Origin of the sequence: Glutamicibacter sp. NPDC087344 (assembly GCF_044744225.1) — a bacterium.
Classification (GTDB): domain Bacteria; phylum Actinomycetota; class Actinomycetes; order Actinomycetales; family Micrococcaceae; genus Glutamicibacter.
In genome coordinates this window covers 167,155-189,220 of the sequence record NZ_JBIUXY010000003.1, presented here as the reverse complement: position 1 = coordinate 189,220, position 22,066 = coordinate 167,155, and the positions used below count along the sequence as shown (strand labels likewise).

The window sequence follows — 22,066 nt, the reverse complement described above, 5'->3', positions numbered from 1 at the left end:
ATCTTGCAAGGAATCTTGACATGACTACCCAGCTCTCCACGCCGAACCCGGCGAAGGACCGGGACCGGCCGCCAAGCGCCAGCGCCCCCAGGGCACCTCGCTCACGGGCCTGGCTGCTGATCCTTCCCACCGTTGTGCTGCTTGTGCTCGCGCTGGGCTACCCCGTGGGTTGGCAGCTGGTCACCAGTTTCCAAGAATTCGGGCTCAAACAACAGTTCGGCCAGGCCCCGGAATTTGTCGGCTTCGCCAACTACGTGCAGCTGCTGACCGACTCGAACTTCTGGGTGGTGCTTGCGCGTTCTCTCCTGTTCTGTTTGCTCGCGGCCTTTTTTACGGTCCTCATCGGGTTCGTGCTGGCGCTGCTGATGAAGCGGGTACACAAAGCCGTGCGATTGACCTTGCAGATCGCGCTGTTGCTGGCATGGGCCATGCCGGTGGTTGCCTCGATGACCGTTTGGGTCTGGCTTGTTGACTGGCGCCGGGGCCTGCTGAACTGGGTGCTGGTCAAACTCGGCGTCGACGCCACCGGGCACAACTGGCTTGCCGACCCGAAGACCTTTTTCATCACCGCGTTGGTCATCGTGATCTGGGCTTCGGTACCGTTTGTCGCGTTGAGCATCTACGCCGGGCTCACCCAGATCTCCGAGGAGATGCTGGAGGCCGCGGCCATGGACGGGGCCACGGGCTGGCAGCGCACCCGCCACATCATCCTTCCGGTCATCGCCCCTGTGCTCTCCATTGTGATGTTGCTGCAGCTGATCTGGGACCTGCGGGTTTTCACCCAGATCAAGCTCTTGCAAGATGCCGGCGGCGTCGCCAACGAGACCCACCTGCTCGGTACGTACATCTATCAGGCCGGTGTGGGCTCCGGAGCCTTCGGCATCGCCAGTGCCGTGTCGATCCTGATGCTGCTGATCACCGTCGGCATCAGCTGGTACTACGTCCGTTCGCTGATGAAGGAAGAAAACTGATGCGCACCAAGATCGCTACCTACGCAACCGGGGCGGTAGCCCTGGCGGCGGCCCTCATTTGGGCTTTCCCGGTGTATTGGATGCTGAATTCCTCCCTTCTTCCAAACACCACCCTGCAATCCACCACCCCGCAGTTCCTGCCGATTGGCGGTTCCTTCGACAACTTCGCCGCCGTGCTCTCCGACGGAGCGTTTGTGCAGGCACTGGGTGTTTCGTTGGCCGTCACGCTGGCAACGGTCGCGGTCTGCCTGATCGTGGCGTTCCTCGGTGCGCTGGCGATCAGCCGTTTCCGATTCCGCGGCCGCAAGTCCTTTGTTTTGGCCTTGCTGCTGATTCAGATGCTGCCGGCCGAAGGCATGTTCATCGCCCAGTACAAGATGATGTCCAGCGTCAACATGCTCAACTCGGTCTTGGGCCTGACCGTGCTGTACGCGGCGGCCGTTGTGCCATTCACCATCTGGATGCTGCGCGGTTTTGTGGCCGGGGTCCCGGTGGAGCTTGAAGAAGCCGCCATGGTTGACGGCTTGTCGCGGACCAAGGCATTTTTGAAAATCACCTTCCCGCTGCTCGCTCCGGGTCTGGTGGCCTCCGGGGTGTACGCGTTTTTGCAGGCCTGGAACGAGTTCACCGTGGCGCTGGTGGTGATGACCGAAGACCAGGCCAAAACCCTCCCGCTGTGGCTGCGCTCGTTCATCCAGGCATCGGCCACACGCGAAACCGATTGGGGAATGGTGATGGCCGCCTCTACCCTGGTTGCCGTGCCCGTCATCATTTTCTTTTTGCTGGTCCAGTCCCGGATGTCTTCCGGCCTGGTCGGCGGTGCAGTGAAGGGATAACAGCATGGAAAACCACCACCACGATGATCAGGCGCTGCGCAACCTTGCTCGCGCAGTGCTGATGCCAGGATTCATCGGCACTACCCTGCCACGGTGGGTAGCCGAAGAGCTGGAGGCCGGATTGGGCTCGCTGTGTATCTACGGCGGCAATATCCAGGACACCGGGCAGCTCGCCGACCTCATGACCCAGATCCGCCGCGCGTCCCCCCACGCGATTCTGGCACTGGATGAAGAAGGCGGAGACGTCACCCGCCTGCACTATCGCGACGGCTCCAATCAGCCGGGCAACGCGGTCCTTGGCCGGTTGGATGACCCGCAGCTCACACGTTCCAGCGCCCGGGCCATCGCCCGGGAAATGCGCTCCTACGGGTTCAACTTGAACCTGGCCCCGGACGCAGACGTGAACACCAATGCCCAGAATCCGGTGATCGGGGTGCGTTCATTTGGCATCAGCCCGCGCAAGGTCGCCATCCACACCGCGGCGTTCACCGTGGGCCTGCAGGGAGAAATGGTTGCCGCCTGCGCCAAGCACTTCCCCGGACACGGCGACACCTCCACGGATTCACATCTGGCGCTGCCAGTTGTCGCCGTGGACCCCTTCACCCTGGCCGAACGCGAACTGGCGCCGTTCAAAGCGGCGATCCAGACCGGGATCGCGGCAATCATGACCAGCCACATCATGGTCCCGGCCCTGGATGCCGACAACCCTGCCACGTTCTCCCCCGCCATCCTCACCGATCTGCTGCGCGGCGAGCTGGGTTTCACCGGTGTCATTGTGACCGATGCCCTGGATATGGCCGGGGCAAGCGCAGAAACCGGAATTCCCGTGGCCGCGGTACGGGCGCTGCGCGCCGGCGCAGACCTGTTGTGTTTGGGAACCGACCTGCAACGCCAAGACTACGAGCAGATCATCACGGCAATTCTTCACGCCGTGCATGAAGGAACGTTGGATCGGCAACGGCTTGAAGAGGCCGCCGCCCGAAACACCGCGCTGGCAACGCACTACCGAGTTCAGGATCAAACCTGTGAACCGAGCGAACTGCCCGGCGGCGACTGGTCCCAAGCCTTTGAGATCTCGGATGCGGTTGCCCCGTGGGCCGCGGATCCTGCCCAGGTGCAGCTGGTACAGGTGGACACGGACAGCAACATGGCCGTGGGCCATGTCCCTTGGGGGCTGTCCAGTGCTGCAGAAACGATAGCCCCGCAAGAGGTGCATCCCGGGACCAAGGTGCTTTTAGCTGCGCGCGCCCTGTCCGAAACGCACTCGGTGCACGCGCTCGCCTCCAGCCTTCGTTCGGCCGGCCATCGTGTACTGGTTGTGAACTTCGGTTGGCCCGCCGCCGGTGCCGACATCACTACCTACGGTGCATCACCGGTGTTGGCGCGAGCCGTCATCAAGATGTTGCAGATTCGTGTTGAACAAAAGTGTTCACCCTGAATTGCGACCGATGCGAGTTACCCAGCGCACCCACTTTTGACGTTAGGATCCATCCCTCATGCGCGTATTGATTGGCTCAAATTCCCAACAGGTAGCACGCATAGCCGCTGACAACGTTTTGAGCGCCCTGCCCGAGCCGGGTTCGACTGTGCGGCAGGTGCTGGGCTTGGCTACCGGATCTTCTCCCTTGGGGCTGTACCGCGAGTTAGGTTTGGCGGTTTCCGAGTCACGCGCTGACTTTTCGCATACCCTTGGTTTCGCCCTGGATGAGTACATCGGCATTCCACAGACCCATCCCCAGTCCTACCGGCAGACGTTGATTACCGAGGTCTGCAACGTGATTGGGCTGCGGCCGGAAAACCTCTTTGTCCCGCAGGGAACCGGCAACTCCGTCATCGCGGTGCAAAAGGCAGCGGATGACTACGACACCTCGATCGCCGCTGTTGGCGGAGTTCAGGTGCAGATCCTCGGGATCGGGGCCAACGGGCACCTCGGTTTTAACGAACCGGGCAGTGCCTTGCGAAGTCGCACCCGAATCAAGCGTTTGGCGTCAAAAACTCGTGAAGACAATGCCCGTTTTTTCTCGGGTATCAACCACGTCCCAACTCACTGCGTTACCCAGGGGCTGGGCACCATCTTGGAGGCCGGTCGCTTGGTCTTGGTGGCCACTGGTTTTGGCAAAGCCGACGCAATTGCCGCCGCGCTGGAGGGGCCGTTATCTGCGTCCTGCCCCGGCTCGGTCCTGCAATTACACCCAGATGCGGTGGTGGTGTTGGATGATGCGGCAGCGTCGAGGCTGAAGCTTCGCGAGTACTATGACGACGCGGCGGCCGGGATTTCTGAAGAACACCTGGTTGTCCTCTAGTCTGGCCTTATGGCCGTCTATTTTGAGTGCGTGACCCGCTCGCCCCAGAGTGTTCGCGAGCTCTGGGACAAATCCCTGGACATTGATGCTCATACCGAATCCATGAAGGATTCCGGCGAACGGGCCGTGGCCGGGGTCGTGACCGGCACCATCGGCCTCGGTGAGCAGGTCACATGGCGTGCGCGGCACTTCGGCCTTCCCCTGCGAATGACCTCACAAATCACCGCTCTGGATGAGCCGTCCAGCTTCACCGACGAGCAGTTGCACGGCCCGTTTAAGTACTTCCGGCATGTCCACGAGTTTGTGGACGGCGGTACCGAGACCATCATGATTGATCGCATCGAATTCGCCGCTGGCTGGGGGCCGCTTGGTTGGCTGGCCGAACGATTGGTTTTGGGGTGGTACATGCCCCGGCTGATCCGAACCCGCAACACGTTTCTGCTGCGCGGTACGACAGGTCAGGCGGCTCAGTGAGCAAGCAGCTGGATGAAACCATTGCCGCGATTTTCCTTTGGCTTTTTGGGATTTCGGTGACTGTTCTGATGATCCTGCTCTTGGTTGTTGGTGAAGAAAACGTTTCCGAACACCTAGTCACCGCCCTCTACATCGCCACCTTGGTCACTTTCCTGCTGCGGGTGGGCTGGCGTTGGCTCCCCCGGATTTCTTTCGAGAAAGATGATCAGCAGAGCACCAAGGATTAATTGCCGCAAACGCTGCCCGCGAACTCAGGGCAGTGCCTTCCATAGCCTTCCAACCTGGTTACTCGGTTTCGACCGTTGCGAACACCGTGGCCCACACATCAACATCATCGCTGGTTTTCAGTCTCGCGGTTTCTTCCCTCAGCTGGCCGATGGTCACGGAAACACTGTCGGTTCCGCCACTGTTCGCGTCCCCGCAGTCGCTTCCCTTGATCGAAGTTCCATCACTGAATTCAATTTCCCAACTCGAAGGCTCGGTGCATGAAACGATGAATCCGACGGAATCATATTCGGCCGGAAGATCACCAAGTTCAAGAAGGGCCGAGCCGCGGACTTCCACCTGGCTGACAACTTCCGTTGGTTCTTCGAACTTTGACAAATACTCACTGTGAGTCTCAAAAGGGGAAACCGTGGCGCTTTCGCTGGGAGACGATGCAGGGGTCGTTGCGCCGTGAGAAGGCGAAGCCTGCGGCGGCTCGCTGGTTGCCGTGCAGGCACTGAGCGAGGCAGAAAGCACCAATAAACCAATGAGGCTGAGGCAAAAAACCGGATTTCATAAAACCAGATTATCTGCAGTAATCAGATCAAATCCACGTCTTGCGGAAATTTTTTGGGCCTCGCAGTTACTGACAGCTCTTGGCTTCCAGAGGAAGGTTTCCACTTATCCATAAGCCTCGGAGCCGAAGAAGATCTGCACGGTCCCACGACGTGCACCGCTACCACTGGACGTTTGTTGGTTGGGCTGTCGCTCGCCCTGGCTAATGCTGCCCGCTGGAATCACCATTGACCTCGGTGAGTTCGTTTCTGTCACGATGGCGGTTTCATCCAAAAAGGTTATGGGGACGTGCCAAGATTCGTTTATAGTTCGTGAATCCATGCAGCACACGATGACCCGTCGTTTTCGCACCCCGGAACACTGCCGAAAATCTCTACGTGGACCTGTCCACTGGTGTGCTTCGGATCTACGGGCAGCGACGTGTGCAGAGACCCATCAGGGGTCATTCGGTCCTGGAATTCAATTTGTTGGAGCACTGAACCATGTATCACCGTAAGACTCAGCTGAATGGTTTGCCCTTCGGGCATTCCCAGTTCACAGCCTGCTGGATCCACTACCACTGCAAAACGTTGGTCCAAGGATTTTCCGCCGTCAGCAATCAGGTACGGTGACTTCAATTCGCAGGACTCTGTTTGTCCAACCTCGGGCAGGCTCGAAGCGAGCACCACGCCGATTGCCACCAGTGCAACAACGATCGCTGAACCAAGGCAAAACCGAATCACCGCACTGGCCAATCTGAGCATCGTGACCCCCTCATCTGAGACGAAGTTTAACGCCAGCGAGCAAGGAGTGGAATCCGTGGGCTGGGTTTCCCACCACGACTGACGACGATGACTCGCGTTAAGCTTATGAGACACAGTCCCAGCAATCCCCGAGGCGACGTTCCATGCAGCTCACCGAGCAGTCATTCGCAGCACAGAAGATTCGTCGTCTGGCGCTGGTTGTTTCTCATGTATTGACCCCGGTCACGTTGGCAACCTTGTTATTGCTTTCAGCACCGTTGCGGCATGATCAGGTGAGCTGGCCCGAAGCTCTGATCGCGGCCGCGTTCACCACAATCATTCCGTGGTTGGTACTGGTAGTGGCGAAAATGCGCGGCAAGGTCACCGATCTTCACGTCACGCAACGCCATCAGCGGCACTGGCTCTACGCGCTCACCGCGGGTTCAATCCTCGGCGGGCTGCTCCTGCTCTGGCTGCTGGATGCCGGCGGCGCGATCTTCCGTGAAGTGCTAGCCATCCTGCTGGGATTGCTGGTGGTGTCGGTGATCAATCTCTGGTGGAAAGTCTCCGTACATTTATCGGTCGGAACTTACGTCGCATTGCAGGCGTCTGATTCCATTGGCTCATTGATGCCAGTGGTCGTGGCAGGCATTGCGATTTTGTCTTGGGCGCGAATCCGCAGTGGACAGCACACCGCCTCACAGGTATGCGGCGGTGTGCTGGTCGGTGTGGCAATCCACTATGCGAGCAATCTCCTCGGTGTATTTTTGGATTAAAACGCCTGATCAGCGGATATTTTGATTGCGTTGGGTTGTCTTGGGTTCCCTTGATTTACATAGGGAGTAGGCGCATCGCCTATTCCGAGTGTCGACGGCCGTCTGGGAACCGTCGCGGGTGATTCCGCCAGGTATCCGTCCGTCATCTTCGCCCTGCCTTACGGCCCCGGTAGCCGGGTTGACATTTCTCCTGTGCGTAGGCAATCTCGGTCACAGCTTCGTCAAGGGAGTAGTAGACGAGACGGTACGGAAGTTGCCGATTCGACGGCTGCGGACCAGCGAAGGTGGTTCCCATTGCCCGACCTGCTCATCATAGGGCTGGATTGCGTCGAGGAGTTCTTTTACCGCCTCAGGATGCACGCGGAGCAGAGCAATCAGCCCCGGAACTTCGACAACAATCCGTCCACGCGCGCGTCAACGTCGTCATCGGGCAGGAGCTCGACCTCACCTGATTCCACCTCGTCGATGCGACGGCGGAACTCCGCGTTCCATGCCGCGTCAACTTCCGGCTGAGGCGTTACTGTCTCGCTCTCATCGAGCGCCTGAATGCCGCGATGGATCAGCTTGGCGAGCTCGCGCTTGTCCAGCGCGAGCATCGCCTGCTCAATCTCGTCAACATTCATGGACATGCCCCGAGTATAGGTCGCGACGGTGATCACGGGAATCGTCCGTCGAACAACCCTTCGCAGGCCTGCTCCTTCAATCGGCGCGGCGCTCTAGCGGCACCGGAGGAAACCGGTCAGTTCCCGCTGCTTTTGGTCGGCCTGACAGGATGTGAACCTGCGCCACCAAGTTCAGGCATTCGAGCGGTTGACGCGAAGGTTGATTCAGTTGGGCATCGGCAGCTTGGCTGGATCAAGCAATCCCGCATATTGCCAACCGGGATAACCCACGGGACGCCCAACGAGTGTTCCCGCTTCTTCCGCAATCAACGCACCGGCAGCCCAGTCATACTCCTGGGTCCCAAATTCAACATAGGCATCGAGTGCGCCCTCGGCTACCAGGCAGAGGTCAAGGGCCGCCGAGCCAATGCGGCGCACGTTCACGTACTCGCCGATCAGCTGTTGCAGCACCGAGGCCTGGAATTCACGGCGCTCGGGATCGTAACCGAACCCGGTGGCCAGAATACGCGAGTCGGATTCCACCGGGCCGCTGAGCTGGGTGATCTTACCGGTCAGCAGGTCCTGCTTGAATGCGCCCAAGCCGCGACCGGCGAAGTACTCGACGTGCAGTGCCGGGGCAACAATGGCCGCGGCGACCCACTGTTCGGTGCCGTCCTGATCCTTTTCGCACACGGCGACCGAAGAACAGTAGTAGGCGATGTTCCGGACAAAGTTTGTGGTTCCGTCCAACGGGTCGATGCTCCACCGCAAACCGCTGGGATTCGCTGGTTTGGCACTGGGGTACTCTTCGCCGGTCAGTTCATCGTTTGGCCGGGTGGTCACGATGGTTGCCCGGATGGCTTCTTCCGCGGCACGGTCAAAATCGGTGACCCAATCTCCGGCTGCAGACTTTTCATCGGTATTGAACTTCGACTCGTCGCGACGAGCCAATACCTCGGCGCCGGCGGCGGCGGCTTTACGTGCCAGCAAGACCAACGGGTCGTGGGCAATAGGACGATCCATCCTCTTATTCTCCTTCTGGCGCTTCAAGCGCCACATCGCGGGCGGCTTCTGGTCCCTGTGCGAGCAAGACCCCGAACCCGGCCTCGTCTAGTACCGGAACACCCAGGGACTGCGCCTTATCCAGCTTGGATCCGGCGGCTTCACCGGCCACCAGGAAGTCGGTTTTTTTCGAGACGCTGCCCGTGGCCTTGCCTCCACGCACGATGATCGCTTCCTTGGCGGTGTCACGTGAGTAATTTTCCAAGGTGCCAGTCACCACGATGGCCAGTCCTTCAAGGTTTTTGGTGATATTCGCGTCGCGTTCATCAACCATTTTCACCCCGGCAGCCTGCCACGCCGTGACGATCTCGCGATGCCACGGAACACCAAACCATTCAACCAAGGCTTCGGCGATGATGGATCCCACCGAGTCGATTTGGCTCAGTTCTTCCACCGCGTTGCCGGCATCAATCACCTCAAGTAGGGCGTCCATGGAACCGTAACGGGTCGCGATCGCCCGCGAAGCATTAGGCCCGACGTGACGGATGGACAGCGCAACCAGCACACGCCACAGCGGATTGGTTTTTGCCTTCTCCAACTCGTCAAAAAGTTTTTCAGTGGTTTTGGTGGGTACCGAGGGCTTTTTGGCGGTGGCCTTGGTGAAGAAGTACGGTACGAGGTCGAACTTGCCGGTGCCCTCCCCCTTCACACGTTTTTCACGCCAGACCTTGACCTCTGCCAGCAACTCCACCTTGTCCTTGAGATCAAAAAGCTCGGACTCGTTGTGCAGCGGACCTGGGCCAGCGGGCAGGATCAAACCACCGTGCTCGGCAGGATTTTCGCCCGGTCCGCTGGTCAGTGCGGCGGCCGCCTCATATCCCAGCGCCTCGATGTCCAGTGCGCTGCGGCCGCCCAGGTAAGCAACACGCTCGGTCAGCTGTACCGGGCAGGACTCAGCGTTGAGGCAACGGATGTCCACGTCGCCTTCTTTGGCCGGTGCCAGCGGCTGGCCGCACGAGGGGCATTCGGTGGGCATGATGAAATCTTTTTCGGATCCGTCACGCAGCGCCAGCACCGGACCGACGATCTCCGGAATTACGTCGCCGGCTTTGCGCAGGATCACCGTGTCGCCAATTTTGACGTTTTTGGCCTTCACAACTTCCTGGTTGTGCAAGGTTGCGCGAGCCACCGTAGAACCGGCCACCAGGACCGGTTCCATCACGCCAAAAGGTGTCACCCGGCCGGTACGGCCAACCTGCACCTGAATATCAAGCAGCTTGGTGTGCACTTCCTCCGGCGGGTACTTGTAGGCGACGGCCCAGCGCGGAACACGGGAGGTATATCCCAGTTGTTCCTGCGTCGCCAGGTCATCAACTTTCACCACGATGCCGTCAATGTCATGGATCAGTTCATGACGTTTCTCGCCATGCTCGGCAATAAAGGCCCGTACCTCGGCCACCGAGTCGACAACCTGGCCATAAGGAGAAACAGGCAGCCCCCAGCTTCGCATCAGTTCATAGGCGTCTGACTGTTTGGTGATCGGGAAGTCACGGCTGCGACCCAAGCCGTGAACAAACATCCGCAACGGACGCTTGGCGGTCTGTTCTGGATCTTTTTGGCGTAGCGAGCCGGCAGCCGCATTACGCGGATTGGCCAGCGGTGCTTTCCCCTGCTCGATCAGGGCCTCGTTGTACGCGTTAAAGTCATCGGTGGCGATAAAAACTTCGCCACGAACCTCAAATTCTGCTGGCCAGTCGCTTCCCGCCAACTGTTGCGGGATATCCGCGATGGTCAATGCGTTGTGGGTGACGTCTTCACCGGTGGTGCCGTCACCACGAGTCGCGGCGCGCACAAGTTTGCCCTCGCGGTAGGTAAGGTTCAATGCCAGGCCGTCGATTTTCACCTCGCACAGCCAGCGCACCGGAATCTGCGGGTGCAGGCGCGTTGCATTGGTCCCTGCGCGTTCCAGCCACGCATCCAGTTCTTCAAGGGAGAACACATCTTCCAGCGAGTACATGCGGCTGGCGTGGGTTACCGGGGCGAAGGCCGCAGAGACCTCGCCGCCAACCTCTTGGGTGGGTGAATCTTGGCCCGCCAGAATGGGGTATTCGGCCTCCAGAACTTCTAGTTCTTGGAACAGCGAATCATATTCCGAGTCCGAAACGAGCGGAGCATCCTGCTGGTAGTAGGCCTCCCGGTGGGCACGGATCTTTTCGACCAGCTCGTCGTGTCGTTCACGCGCCTGAGCGGGTGGAGCGTTTGTGGTCTCAACTGGCGTTACGTCATTTTCACTCACGTATCCAATTGTGCCCCAGAGAACCGACGGATACGGCGCTGTCCACACCTTGATTATCTGAAGTTGATTTCACTTTTCCCAAGGAATCCGGAACCTTCACGTGTTTCGCGCTCCGGTGGCCAACCAGGGCGCGAACCGCATATGGCAAAGGCCCCTTTGGAAAGGGGCCTTTGCGATGCATCGGTTTCGGGGTAACGCAACAAGAACTATGTTTGGTCTTCGTCAGTCTCCGGGATTGGCAGCACGTCAATCACGATGACCGCGATGTTATCGCGCCCGCCAGCCTCCAGCGCCGACGTGGTCAGCACCTCGGCGGCGACTTCACGGTCTTTGTAGCTGACCAACAAACTTTGCAAGAGGTCTTCGGTAAGTTCACCACTCAACCCGTCCGAGCACAGCAGGTACCGGTCTCCGATACGTGGTTGAAGCACGGTGATATCCGGATGGCTCTCCGCCCCGGCACCCAGTGCACGGGTGATCAGATTCCGGTGCGGGTGGTTGCGTGCTTCCAGTTCCGTAATCTGACCGGCGTCCACCATTTCCTGCACGGCCGAATGATCTCGGGTGAGCTGCTGCAGGGCACCATCACGCAACCGGTAACCACGTGAATCACCCACGTTGACCAGTGCCAGGCTTGGAATTTCTTCAATGACCGGGTTGGGGATAGTCGCCGGATCCTGACCCCTGCGATGCGCGGCGAGCATTTCGGGGGTGATTTTCGCAATGACATCCGTGGTTCCCTGCGCAGCGAAGCTCTGTGTCCACGGCGGAATAGCAACCGGGGCGGTGACCGCGTCCCGGCCCTGCCCGGCGGCCTTAATCAGCACCAAGGCACACAGTGTTGTCCCGCCGCGAGATTCCAAGGCCTCACGAATCCGGTCATCCGCCAGCTGCACCTGGCGCTGCACCTGCGTTACGGTTGGCAGGTTGGGCACAAAAGTTTTGGCGGCCCGAGTACACAACTCTTCCATGGTTTCCACGGCCAATTGGCTGGCGACTTCACCGGCCTCATGACCGCCCATCCCATCGGCCACCGCATAGGCTACCTGGCCCAGCAGGATGCGGTCCTGGTTCTCCGTGCGTCGCCGACCCACATCGGTGCGTCCGGCCGCGGCCAGCCTAAATGGCACCGGTTGATTCTCGTTTAACATCAGTCAATCACCAACCCTGCACCCTTGCCGTGGGACAGTTCATAGGGCTGAATTTCCCCGAAACCACGAACCGCGGTGATCTCCTGAGCGGTGAGCACAAAACGCTCATCATTCTTCAACGTATTGGCGGTCAAGGCATCGGTGAGCACCGTGCCGGGTTGCGCCAAGGATGTCAGGCGCGCGGCCATGTTGACCGTGGGTCCGTAGATGTCACCCAGCCGGGACAGCACCCGGCCCCAGACCACCGCACCGCGGGTCTGCGGCAGCATCTCATCGGCTTCAAACTCCTGCGAGAGCGACAGCGCAATCCGGGCTCCGGCCTGCGGAGTTTCGGCAACATACAACACTTCATCGCCAATGGTCTTCACCAATCGACCACCACCTACGGAGATGATCTCCGCGCTCTTGGACTCAAACCGCTGAACCATCTTGGCCAGCGTGCGTTCATTCATTCGCCGTGACAACGAAGTATAGGACACAAGGTCTGCGAAGCCCACGGCACGGGCCAACGGCAGCGGAGTATCGTCGTCGCCACCGCCTCCCTGGTTATAGGCGGCCACCCCGGCTTCGGCGCGCAGTGCCATCCGGTGCACGGCAGAGTTCAGCTGGCGACGCCACGAATACAACAACAGGTCTTCAAGCTGCGGGATCAGGTCAGGCAGCATGTCAAAAAGTTTGCGTCGGGCTTGCCGGTCGGACATGTTTTGATTGGCGATCATGTCTTCCACGAGCGCTTCAATCTGCCACACCACCATACGGTCGGTCATCTGCCCTACCGAACGCATTAGCGAGATGGCAGTTTCCTCGGTCAGCTGGCCTTCACGCACCATACCAACCATGGTGGCCAGGGCTTCTTCGTCACGCTTGGTAAAAAATACCTCGTCGTCGCTGAGTTCCGGGAACCCAATGGCGCGCCAGAGTTTGCGGGCGGAGTGCAACGAGATCCCGGCCTCGGCGGCCACTTCACGGCGGCGCAATTCCCGCTGTCCCCCGATGAGCCGGCGTTCCAGCGCGGCAACCGTATCTCGGATGGCATCCGGAGTGTGGGCCGGAACTTGCAGCGGTTTCTCCATTGCCTGAGCAAGTTCCAAAATCGGGTCTGCTTCAGGTGCTGTATCAACGGTGGTATGTTCGCGCGCCTGGTGGGCCGCGACGGAGGCAGACTGCGGAGTGTCGGCCCGTGGCGTACTGCTGTGCTCGGTGCTCATGGCGTTATGCCCTCACTCTTTGATGTCTCGGTTTGCACCGGGGACTGGTTCATGCGCAGGTTATTCATCGTTTCTATGGCTAAAGACCTGAAATACGGGACCGAAGGAACATGGGCGATCCGCACATATCCGTGGCTCAACACAACATCCAAGGTCCCCGCGCGTGTCAAGGCATTTTGTTTTTTGGTATGGGCAACCAGGTCACGCACCGCATAGAGGCCCACCGATTGCAATTTGCCGGAGGCAAACGACGAACGGAACAGGATTCGCTCGGTGGTCAAGACGATACGGCTGCGTAACCACCGCACCCAGGGTGTGACACACCAGATCAGCGTGAGAGCAACCCATAGCACCAGGGTCACCACCACCCAGAGGCCAGCATTGTCAGCCAACCACGGGGAAAGGTCTGCACGGGTGAGATAACCAAGCAGAAACGTGCAGATCACGGTCAGCAGCAGGAACGCGACAATGGGTTGTCTGAGCACTCGGGAATGTTCACGCGTTTTAATGATCACGCGCTCCCTTTCATGCAACGGCACCTTCATTGTCAGTATCCTTCTCCCTCCTGCCCTGAGTGGTTCGTGAAGCCTCTGTCCTACTAATACTAGTCCCGGCGTTGTTGCACTACCCGGTTAGGCGTACTTTCCATCGGCGCGCCGTACGTGGTGAACATCGCCTGCGAGCACCCGGTGCGTGTGCGAAGCACCGTCGCGCACCAGCAGCGCGCCATCCGATTCAAGGCTGACCGCTTGGCCTTCGAGCAGGCTCCCATCTGGGAATTCAACACGCACCTGGTGTCCAAGGGTGGCCAGTTTCGCGCCCACCATGGCGGCCAGGCTGACCCCGGAAAAACTCTTCATTGCCGCCGTGGCATCGCCTCGAACTTCGCGGAAGGCGATATCCAGGGTGGCGAAATGGCGCAGGTAGCTGGCCAGCAAGTCGCTTCGCGACACCTGTTTCCCAGCGGCCAGGCGCAGCGAGGTGGCCGTGGCTACCGGCAACTCGGCGCTGTCTTGGTCAACGTTCATGCCGGTGCCGACAACCACAGCAAATCCGTTCGGGGTGGATACCAGCTGAGCCAGGATGCCGCAGATCTTTTTATCTCCGGCCAGCACATCATTGGGCCATTTGATGCGTGCGGCCACCCCGGTTTGCTCGTCGACTGCTTGGCACCAGGCGAGCGCGGCGAGCATGGTGTACCAGGACAGCGAATCGGTCGGCATGCTATCCCCGGGTACCGCCAGCACGCTGACGGTGATGGAAGATCCGGCCGGGGTAATCCATCCGCGCCCCAGCCGGCCTTTGCCCTGTTGCTGATGCTCGGTGAAGTACACACTGAGGTTTTGCGCGTGGCCGGAAGCGGCCAGGGTAGCCAACTCGGTATTGGTCGAACCGGAGGTTTCACGGATATTGACCAAGCCCAGGTTCAGCTCTGCGGCGAGGGAGTCAAAAACGGCTGGATCCAATGCCGCGCGGGCGGAGGGGTTCTCGATGCTCATAACGTCCACCCTAGAACACCGATCCCCCAGCCACGGCTGACTTAAAGGAAAATGTCTTCCACCAGCGCAACGTCCGGGTTGAGCGAATAGCCGCTGAGGTCGCTCACGCCGGCGAGGTTCAGCACCTGGGCGTCGGTGAAGAAGTTGCCGCTGACCCCGGCCGGGTCGCTGGCGAGGATCGCCAAGGCCGCGTCCGCCACAATCTCTGCGCTGCGCGCCCCCTGGATCATTTGCTCCCCGCCGGGCAGGTTGCGGATCGCGGCGGTGTCGATCAACGTTTCGGGCCACAGGGAGTTCACCGCGATTCCTGCGTCCTTCAATTCTTCGGCCAGGCCCAGCGTGGTCATGGACATCCCGTATTTGGCCATGGTGTACCCCAGATGCCGGCCAGCCCACCGCGGGTCGAGGTTCAGCGGCGGGGAAAGCGTCAGGATATGGGCATGCCCGGAGTCATGCAGGTGCGGCAGCGCTGTTTTGGACAGCAGGAACGTGCCGCGTACGTTGATGTCCTGCATGAGGTCATAACGTTTCATGTCCAGCTGATCGGTTGTGGCCAGGTTGATGGCCGAGGCGTTGTTCACCACAATGTCGATTCCGCCGAACGCTTCGACGGTCTGGCGCACCGCGCGCTGGATATCTTCATCTACCCGCACATCACCCACCACGGCCAGGCCGTGGCCGCCGGCGTCATTGATCTGTTGCACCGCGGTGTGAATGGTGCCTTCAAGATTCGGCTGCGGCGTGTCGGTTTTGGACAGCAATGCCACATTGGCCCCGGCGCGGGCCACTGCGGTCGCGATGGCCAGGCCAATCCCGCGGCTTCCGCCGCTCATCAGGATGGTACGTCCGGCCAACCGGGAATGTTCGGGAGCGATGCGGGTGCGCGATTCGATACTCATGTGATCTAGGTTACGTGAACACCGCACGATAAGCTACTCATGAGTAACTTATTCTGGTGCGGGTCACGCTCTGATTTGAGCCATTTTGTAAGATTCCTACAAACGAACTAGCTGTTTTCCCAGTTAGACTGGCTTAGTTGGCAATTTTCTTGTGCCATTCCTACACATTGAGACCGATCCGAGGGAGACCGAGGCATGACGCAGGGCCGCACCGAGGCAGACGAAGCAATTGACTTGAGCACCACTGCCGGCAAGCTCGCCGAGTTCCGCCGTCGCCAGAAGCTCTCCGAAGCCCCAAGCGGGCAGGCAGCTATTGAGAAGCAGCACTCACGCGGCAAGCACACCGCCCGCGAGCGTATCGAGCTGCTGCTGGATGAGGGCTCCTTCGTGGAATTTGATGCCCTGGCGGTCCACCGCTCCACGGCTTTCGGCATGGAGAGCAAGAAGCCGCTGGGTGACGGTCTCGTTTCCGGTTATGGCACCGTCGACGGACGCCAGGTTGCCGTCTACTCCCAGGACTTCACCGTCTACGGCGGCTCGCTGTCGCAGGTGAACGGCGAAAAAATCGTCAAGGTCCAGGAATTCGCGCTGCGCAACGGCTGCCCGGTCATCGGCATTTTGGACGGCGGCGGAGCACGCATCCAGGAAGGTGTTGCCTCCCTGGCCATGTTCGCGGATATCTTCCGCAATAACGTGCATGCCTCCGGCGTGGTCCCTCAGATCTCGCTGATCATGGGCCCGAGCGCCGGCGGCGCGGCGTACTCCCCCGCGTTGACCGACTACGTGATCATGGTCGACAAAACCAGCCACATGTTCATCACCGGACCCGACGTCATCAAGACCGTCACCGGTGAAGAAATCGACATGGAAACCCTGGGCGGTGCCCGGGCGCACAACGCCAACACCGGTACCGCCACCTATCTGGCGGCCGATGAAGAGGACGCCATCGAGTTCTGCAAAGAACTGCTGGACTTTTTGCCCTCGTCCAATCTTTCCGACGCGCTGATCTCCGAATTCGATGAAGAGCTGGAGCACACCGAGGAAGACCTGCAGCTCGACACCCTGATTCCAGATTCCGCCAACCAGCCCTATGACATGCGCACCGTCATCGAGTCGCTGGTTGACGACGCCCACTTTTTCGAAATGCAGGCGCTCTACGCACCCAACGTGCTGATCGGTTATGCCCGGATCGAGGGCCGCACCGTCGGTATTGTCGCCAACCAGCCAATGCAGTTCGCCGGAACCTTGGACATTGCCGCCTCGGAGAAGGCTGCGCGTTTTGTCCGCAATTGCGATGCCTTCAACATTCCCATCGTGACCCTGGTCGACGTTCCGGGCTTCCTGCCGGGCAAGGACCAGGAATTCCAGGGCATCATCCGTCGTGGCGCCAAGCTGCTGTATGCCTATGCGGAAGCCACCGTGCCGAAGCTGACCGTCATCACCCGCAAGGCCTACGGCGGAGCGTACATCGTGATGGGTTCCAAGAAACTGGGTGCTGACCTGAACCTGGCGTGGCCAACCGCGCAGATTGGCGTGATGGGCGCACAGGGAGCGGTCAACATCCTTTACCGCCGCGACCTGGCAGCCGTTGAGGCCGAGGGCGGAGATGTCGAGGCACGCCGCAAGCAGATTATCGACGACTACGAGGCAGAGCTGCTCAACCCTTACCAGGCCGCCGAGCTGGGTTATGTCGACGCGGTCATCGCACCAAGCGACACCCGGTTGCAGCTGGTTCGCGGGCTTCGCGCACTGCGTGAAAAACACGCCACCCTGCCTCCGAAGAAGCACGGGAACATCCCGCTGTAAGCGGCACCGCGTGCCCACTGCTTCTACGACCTACAAGGAGATTTCCATGGACCAGCAGAACCCTGCTTCGGCGGCCCCGCAGCTGACCGTCACCCGTGGCAACCCGACGCCCGAAGAGCTCGCGGCAGTCACCGCCTTGATCATGGCGTTCGATCACCAGGAGCCGGAAACCAGTCACACGGAGCAAGCGCCAAAACGTGTGGCACGGCTGCGCAAGCGCAGTGCGCTGAGTTCGCCTCGCCTGTCGTGGAACCTGGGGCGGCGCTAAATCCCTGAAAGCCGCAAACGCCGGAGCACCCCTTCGTGGGTGCTCCGGCGCTTTTGGTTCCACAGTCAGGGATCACCTCGCTGAACAGCTCACTTCCGCAGCGGAACACCGGGTAATGAGAGCTATTGAACGTTGACCTGGTCTCGCTCAACCAGACCATGCGCAATCTCAGTTCTGCGGCGGCAGGAGTGAACCGGCAAATACCGCCAGCATCTGGCACATCGCTTCTTTCCTGGCCCGGTAGGTCTGCGGCGCGTTGTAGATCAACTCGACCTGCAGGCTGTCGACCACCCCGAGGAACGCTTCGGTCAGCAGTTTCGCATGGTTTTCCGAGACAGAAGGACCCATCCCCGCGGCGAAGAACTGCCGCAGTTCGGATTCATAACCGTGGAACTTGGTGATGATTTCCTCGCGGAGCGCCACCGGAGGTGCGTACACGGTCCGCAGCAAAAACCGGAAATTCGACGAGTCCGCGTAACGTTGCTCAAGCCCGTCCAGATACACAAATCCCGGGAGTTCCAGGTGCTGCGCACTTGGAACCAACGTTGTTCGGATCACCTGCTTCTCTTGCGTTAAGGCAATCTCCAACACCTGAAGGAACAACGCGTCTTTCCCCGCGAAGTGCGCATAGAGCGAGGGTTTGCGCATCCCCGCGGCTTCGGCGATGGCGGCCAATGAGGACGCGTCATATCCAAATTGGGCGAAGTGCTTAACTGCAACCTCGCAGATCTTTAGTGCCGAACGGGAAAGTGACATCGTATGCGGTATTCTCCGGTTGATTTGAACTAGCGGTCCCTAGTGGCTTTCCAGGTCGGTCAGCAACGGCGCCCGTTTGGCGCTGATACTCACAATAACAAGGGCAACCGCTCCGGCGGCTATCAGGAATCCCAGCCAAGCGGGTGCACCGGAAGCCACCGCCAGGCCCGACAGTGGTGTCGCGCCCGCGGAAATGGTCAGTTGAAGCGCTCCGAGCAGGGCGGCCGTTGAACCCAGGGACGTGTCTTGCGAGCCCATGGCCAATGCCATCAGCGTTGATTCCGCGATTCCCACACCAAACAGGGACACAAACATCCCTATCACGATGCCGGTTAGGCCGGTTCCCACGAGCGTCAGGATCAGGGCGAGCACCGCTCCGACTAGCACCAGCGAGGTTCCGATCACCGCAAGTTTGGCGGCACCCGTTCGCCGGACCATTCGCCCGGTGAGAATTGCACCGAACATCACTGCCAGACCCGTGCAGCCAAACAGCAGACCGAATGCTCCTGCATCCAGCGAGAAAGCACCTTGGTAGATGAAAGGTGCACCGCCGATGTACCCGAACAGGAAAAAGAAAACTGCCGCCAACCCAAGTGCGGGGAGTAAAAACGCAGGATCCTTGGCGATCCGTGTGTAGGTCCGCCGGATCTCCCCCAGGCTCAGCGGTATACGCGAGGATTTGGGCAACGTCTCGCCCAGTCGCAACGTGGTGTTCACCGTTGTGATTGCAGTCAGCCCGGCCAAAACCACAAAAACCATACGCCAGCCGAAATGTTGGTCGATAAACCCGCCGGCGGTAGGGGCCAGCACCGGGGCTAGGCCTTCAATGGTCATCAGCAGGGCGAATAATTGGGCCGCTCGCACACCCTGGGCGGCGTCGCGCACCATACTCAGGGCCACAACCAAGGTCAACGCCGCAGCCAAACCCTGCAGCGCTCGCGCACCCAACAACATTTCAAGGTTCTCGCTGCCCGCGGCCCATAGGGACGCGGCGAGGAACGTGATCAGGGCAATGATCAGCGGCTTGCGCCGGCCGTACGCGTCGGTCAGCGGGCCGAAAACCAGCTGGCCCACACCCATTGCGAGCAGGTACACGGTCAACGTCAGTTGCCCCATGGCCTCGGTACCGTTCAGGTCGGCCACGATGTCAGGCAGCGACGCCAGGTACATATCGGTTCCGGCGGGCCCCAGGATGGTGATCAGGGCCAGCGAAATTGCAAACCATGCACCGAGCTTCGCGGTGGTCCGGGTCGTAGACATCTACTTCTCCTCAAGAGATTGATGCGAGTCGATTCTCGATTCCTACCTACCGTTAGGTAGGTGATGGTTAATGACAATAACCTCTTTGGCTCAAATACGCCACCCAGCCCCCGCGCTACATCAAACAACCCAGCCCACAAATCGTGTTGATTCATTTCAAGTTCATCTCTTCAACATTTGTTTCAGATCAACTAGGCTTACCGCATGAACACCCAAAGCACACCTCGCACTCCCACGGCCATTGATGCTGTCGCAGATGAGCATTTTGAGCGGACCCTTGAAATCTATCCGGAGCTCGGCGCAGAGCTTGGCCTGCCAGGATATGAAAGCCTGTACGGCGACTACTCCCCGGCCGGCACACAACGTTATGCCGAAGTCGCCCGCGCAACCCTAGCCAACCTCGCTCAGGTGCACCCCGAAGATGACATCGACAGGGTCACCCTCGACGCCATGCAGGAACGGCTGGGTCTCGAGGTGGAGATCATCGAAACCGGGCGCACCGAGCTGAACAACATCGCTTGTCCGGCCCAAGAAATCCGCGCGATCTTCGACCTCATGCCGCAAGAGAGCGCACAGGACTTCGCCCACGTCGCCCAACGCCTGAAAAACCTGCCAGAGGCCATGGATGGATACATTGAATCCCTGCGTCTCTCGGCGTCCAACTCCCTGATCGCCGCACAACGTCAGGTCAAAATCGTCATTGAACAATCAACTGACTACGCCAAGGACGGCGGATTTTTTGACGATTTGGCCACCCAAGGCCGCACCGTGGATCTGGCACTGCACGAGACCCTCGCAGCAGGAGCCGAGGCCGCCAAAGGAGCCTACCGCAAGCTCGCTTCGGTACTCGAAAATGAACTCCTACCACTGGCTCCCGCCAAGGATGCTGTTGGCCGCGAGCGGTATGCCTTGGCTTCCCGCGATTTCCTCGGCGCCACCGTGGACTTGGAGGAAACCTACGCCTGGGGTGTTGAAGAACTTGACCGGATCATCTCCGAACAAGAGCGTGTTGCGCAGTTGATCAAACCCGGCGCCTCGATTGCTCAGGCCAAAGAGATCCTCAATGCCGACCCTGCACGCAAACTTGCCGGGAAAGACGCCTTGCGCGAATGGATGCAAAACAAGGCCGACTCGGCGGTCCGGGACCTGAGCGGGACGCACTTCGAAATCCCCGCGCCGATGGACCGCATCGAGTGCATGATTGCCCCCACCGAGGACGGCGGAATCTACTACACCGGACCATCCGAAGACTTCTCTCGACCAGGGCGCATGTGGTGGTCCATCCCGCCGGGAGAAGATGAATTCACCACCTGGTCCGAGCTGACCACTGTGTATCACGAGGGTGTGCCGGGCCACCACCTGCAGGTTGGAACAGCGCAGCTCCAGGCCCAGACGCTGAACAAGTGGCGTCGCAACCTATGCTGGGTTTCGGGGCACGGAGAAGGCTGGGCCTTGTATTCGGAGCGACTCATGCAGCAGCTGGGATACCTGGATGATCCCGGAGACTATATGGGCATGCTCGGCGCGCAGCGTATGCGTGCGGCCCGTGTGGTTTTTGATATTGGCGTCCACCTTGAATTGGAAGTTCCCGCCGCTTGGGGCGAGGGAACCTGGACCCCGGAAAAGGGGTACGAGTTCCTGCGTGCGAACTTTGACGACTCCCCCGGTCAGCTGGACTTCGAATTCACCCGCTACCTCGGCTGGCCCGGTCAGGCCCCGAGCTACAAGGTTGGGCAGCGGCTGTGGGAACAGATTCGTGATGAGCTGGCCGCCCGCGACGGTGAAAACTTCGACATCAAGGCGTTCCACACCCGAGCCCTCAAACTTGGCTCTGTGGGTCTGGACACCCTGAAACGCGCATTGCTTGATGGCTAAAAGATTCTAGGGAAAGCCTCCAGAGCACGTTGGGATCTCTGAACTTTCGGTTCAGAGATCCCAACGTGTTTAACCACCCACTAGTTAGTCCTGGTAGTTGGTGATCTGAATCAGATTGCCGCAGGTGTCATTAAAAACCGCGGTGGTCACCGGTCCCATAACCGTGGGTGTTTGGGTGAATTCAACTCCCAAGCCAAGCAATCGCTCATACTCGGCGTTGACATCGGTAACCTCGAAGGACGCGAAGGGGATCCCGTCACTGAGCAGGGCTTCCCGGAAGGGTCCGACCGCCCGGTGCCCGGATGGTTCCAGCAAGAGTTCAGGGCCATCAAGCGCATCAGGCGCAGTGAGCGTCAGCCAGCTATCCTCTCCCAGGGGAATTTCGTGCTTAATGACAAATCCCAACACCGAGGTATAAAAATCCCTCGCCTTGGCCTGGTCATCAACAAAAACGCTTGTGATATAGATTTTCATTGGCTGGTCCTTTCGCTCGTCAAGGATGGGTGGTCACCACCCTTCGATAATCTCCCGCAGTGGCTCGGTGTTCAAGTTAAGCCACGTGCCGCCCTGGACAAGGAAAAA

The 22,066-nt window shown here is 59.8% G+C and carries 23 protein-coding genes; 10 read left to right on the top strand and 13 right to left on the bottom strand.

The window, feature by feature from the left end:
- Positions 1-20 precede the first annotated feature (20 nt).
- The 6 genes from ACIOWL_RS06115 to ACIOWL_RS06090 are packed head-to-tail and all read left to right on the top strand — an operon-like array spanning position 21 to position 4,811.
- On the top strand, positions 21-971 hold the full coding sequence (locus tag ACIOWL_RS06115) for a carbohydrate ABC transporter permease (protein ID WP_400382706.1): 951 nt from the start codon (positions 21-23) through the stop codon (positions 969-971).
- Entirely contained in the window at positions 971-1,807 is an 837-nt protein-coding gene (locus ACIOWL_RS06110; protein ID WP_400382704.1) for a carbohydrate ABC transporter permease, read from the top strand. The genes ACIOWL_RS06115 and ACIOWL_RS06110 overlap by 1 nt, the downstream gene beginning before the upstream one ends.
- A 4-nt stretch (positions 1,808-1,811) precedes the next feature.
- The gene (locus ACIOWL_RS06105) at positions 1,812-3,245 is read left to right on the top strand and encodes a glycoside hydrolase family 3 protein (RefSeq protein ID WP_400382702.1); all 1,434 of its coding nucleotides are present in this window, start codon (positions 1,812-1,814) and stop codon (positions 3,243-3,245) included.
- 58 nt (positions 3,246-3,303) lie between these two features.
- Positions 3,304-4,110 (top strand): glucosamine-6-phosphate deaminase, encoded by an 807-nt coding sequence (locus ACIOWL_RS06100; RefSeq protein WP_400382700.1) that lies wholly within the window; start codon positions 3,304-3,306, stop codon positions 4,108-4,110.
- Between the two features lie 9 nt (positions 4,111-4,119).
- Positions 4,120-4,584, top strand: coding sequence for a cyclase (locus tag ACIOWL_RS06095; protein WP_400382698.1), 465 nt, complete (start codon positions 4,120-4,122; stop codon positions 4,582-4,584).
- The gene (locus ACIOWL_RS06090; RefSeq protein WP_400382696.1) at positions 4,581-4,811 is read left to right on the top strand and encodes a hypothetical protein; all 231 of its coding nucleotides are present in this window, start codon (positions 4,581-4,583) and stop codon (positions 4,809-4,811) included. Before ACIOWL_RS06095 ends, ACIOWL_RS06090 begins: the two co-directional genes overlap by 4 nt.
- Before the next feature lie 58 nt (positions 4,812-4,869).
- Here ACIOWL_RS06090 and ACIOWL_RS06085 read toward each other — a convergent pair whose 3' ends face one another.
- A complete protein-coding gene (locus ACIOWL_RS06085) occupies positions 4,870-5,187 on the bottom strand; it encodes a hypothetical protein (RefSeq protein ID WP_400382694.1) in 318 nt (105 codons plus the stop codon).
- Positions 5,188-5,666: 479 nt separating this feature from the next.
- On the bottom strand, positions 5,667-6,221 hold the full coding sequence (locus ACIOWL_RS06080) for a hypothetical protein (protein WP_400382692.1): 555 nt from the start codon (positions 6,219-6,221) through the stop codon (positions 5,667-5,669).
- Positions 6,222-6,250: 29 nt separating this feature from the next.
- Between ACIOWL_RS06080 and ACIOWL_RS06075 the strand changes: the two genes are divergently transcribed.
- On the top strand, positions 6,251-6,862 hold the full coding sequence (locus ACIOWL_RS06075; RefSeq protein ID WP_400382690.1) for a hypothetical protein: 612 nt from the start codon (positions 6,251-6,253) through the stop codon (positions 6,860-6,862).
- Between the two features lie 374 nt (positions 6,863-7,236).
- Here the strand turns inward: ACIOWL_RS06075 and ACIOWL_RS06070 are convergent, their stop codons facing one another.
- The 8 genes from ACIOWL_RS06070 to ACIOWL_RS06035 all read right to left on the bottom strand — a co-directional run bounded on the left by ACIOWL_RS06070 (position 7,237) and on the right by ACIOWL_RS06035 (position 15,519).
- Positions 7,237-7,491: an addiction module protein gene (locus ACIOWL_RS06070; RefSeq protein ID WP_400382688.1), complete on the bottom strand. Its 255-nt coding sequence runs from the start codon at positions 7,489-7,491 to the stop codon at positions 7,237-7,239.
- A 198-nt stretch (positions 7,492-7,689) separates the two neighbouring features.
- Positions 7,690-8,487, bottom strand: coding sequence for an inositol monophosphatase family protein (locus ACIOWL_RS06065; protein ID WP_400382686.1), 798 nt, complete (start codon positions 8,485-8,487; stop codon positions 7,690-7,692).
- A gap of 4 nt (positions 8,488-8,491) precedes the next feature.
- On the bottom strand, positions 8,492-10,762 hold the full coding sequence (gene ligA / locus ACIOWL_RS06060; protein WP_400382684.1) for an NAD-dependent DNA ligase LigA: 2,271 nt from the start codon (positions 10,760-10,762) through the stop codon (positions 8,492-8,494).
- Positions 10,763-10,968: 206 nt separating this feature from the next.
- Entirely contained in the window at positions 10,969-11,892 is a 924-nt protein-coding gene (locus tag ACIOWL_RS06055) for a PP2C family protein-serine/threonine phosphatase (protein WP_400382682.1), read from the bottom strand.
- A gap of 20 nt (positions 11,893-11,912) precedes the next feature.
- Positions 11,913-13,121: an adenylate/guanylate cyclase domain-containing protein gene (locus ACIOWL_RS06050; protein ID WP_400382680.1), complete on the bottom strand. Its 1,209-nt coding sequence runs from the start codon at positions 13,119-13,121 to the stop codon at positions 11,913-11,915.
- Positions 13,118-13,666 carry a hypothetical protein gene (locus ACIOWL_RS06045; RefSeq protein ID WP_400382678.1) on the bottom strand — a complete coding sequence of 183 codons (549 nt, stop codon included), beginning with the start codon at positions 13,664-13,666 and terminating at the stop codon, positions 13,118-13,120. The genes ACIOWL_RS06050 and ACIOWL_RS06045 overlap by 4 nt, the downstream gene beginning before the upstream one ends.
- An 87-nt stretch (positions 13,667-13,753) precedes the next feature.
- Positions 13,754-14,620, bottom strand: coding sequence for a biotin--[acetyl-CoA-carboxylase] ligase (locus tag ACIOWL_RS06040; protein WP_400382676.1), 867 nt, complete (start codon positions 14,618-14,620; stop codon positions 13,754-13,756).
- A gap of 41 nt (positions 14,621-14,661) precedes the next feature.
- Positions 14,662-15,519, bottom strand: a complete 858-nt coding sequence (locus tag ACIOWL_RS06035) for an SDR family oxidoreductase (RefSeq protein ID WP_400382674.1) — start codon at positions 15,517-15,519, stop codon at positions 14,662-14,664.
- A gap of 195 nt (positions 15,520-15,714) precedes the next feature.
- Here ACIOWL_RS06035 and ACIOWL_RS06030 point away from each other — a divergent pair, with 195 nt between their 5' ends.
- Together ACIOWL_RS06030 and ACIOWL_RS06025 are read left to right on the top strand one after the other, a co-directional pair.
- Positions 15,715-17,325, top strand: coding sequence for an acyl-CoA carboxylase subunit beta (locus ACIOWL_RS06030; RefSeq protein WP_400382672.1), 1,611 nt, complete (start codon positions 15,715-15,717; stop codon positions 17,323-17,325).
- 46 nt (positions 17,326-17,371) lie between these two features.
- On the top strand, positions 17,372-17,593 hold the full coding sequence (locus tag ACIOWL_RS06025; protein WP_400382670.1) for an acyl-CoA carboxylase subunit epsilon: 222 nt from the start codon (positions 17,372-17,374) through the stop codon (positions 17,591-17,593).
- A 168-nt stretch (positions 17,594-17,761) separates the two neighbouring features.
- Here ACIOWL_RS06025 and ACIOWL_RS06020 read toward each other — a convergent pair whose 3' ends face one another.
- Together ACIOWL_RS06020 and ACIOWL_RS06015 are read right to left on the bottom strand one after the other, a co-directional pair.
- Complete coding sequence (locus ACIOWL_RS06020; RefSeq protein ID WP_400382668.1) at positions 17,762-18,349, bottom strand: TetR/AcrR family transcriptional regulator; 588 nt, start codon at positions 18,347-18,349, stop codon at positions 17,762-17,764.
- A gap of 39 nt (positions 18,350-18,388) precedes the next feature.
- Positions 18,389-19,609 carry a multidrug effflux MFS transporter gene (locus ACIOWL_RS06015; RefSeq protein WP_400382667.1) on the bottom strand — a complete coding sequence of 407 codons (1,221 nt, stop codon included), beginning with the start codon at positions 19,607-19,609 and terminating at the stop codon, positions 18,389-18,391.
- Positions 19,610-19,813: 204 nt separating this feature from the next.
- Between ACIOWL_RS06015 and ACIOWL_RS06010 the strand changes: the two genes are divergently transcribed.
- Positions 19,814-21,484: a DUF885 domain-containing protein gene (locus ACIOWL_RS06010; protein WP_400382665.1), complete on the top strand. Its 1,671-nt coding sequence runs from the start codon at positions 19,814-19,816 to the stop codon at positions 21,482-21,484.
- 84 nt (positions 21,485-21,568) lie between these two features.
- On the opposite strand, the gene ACIOWL_RS06005 is transcribed toward ACIOWL_RS06010, so the two are convergent.
- Positions 21,569-21,958: a VOC family protein gene (locus ACIOWL_RS06005; protein ID WP_400382663.1), complete on the bottom strand. Its 390-nt coding sequence runs from the start codon at positions 21,956-21,958 to the stop codon at positions 21,569-21,571.
- Positions 21,959-22,066: the final 108 nt, after the last annotated feature.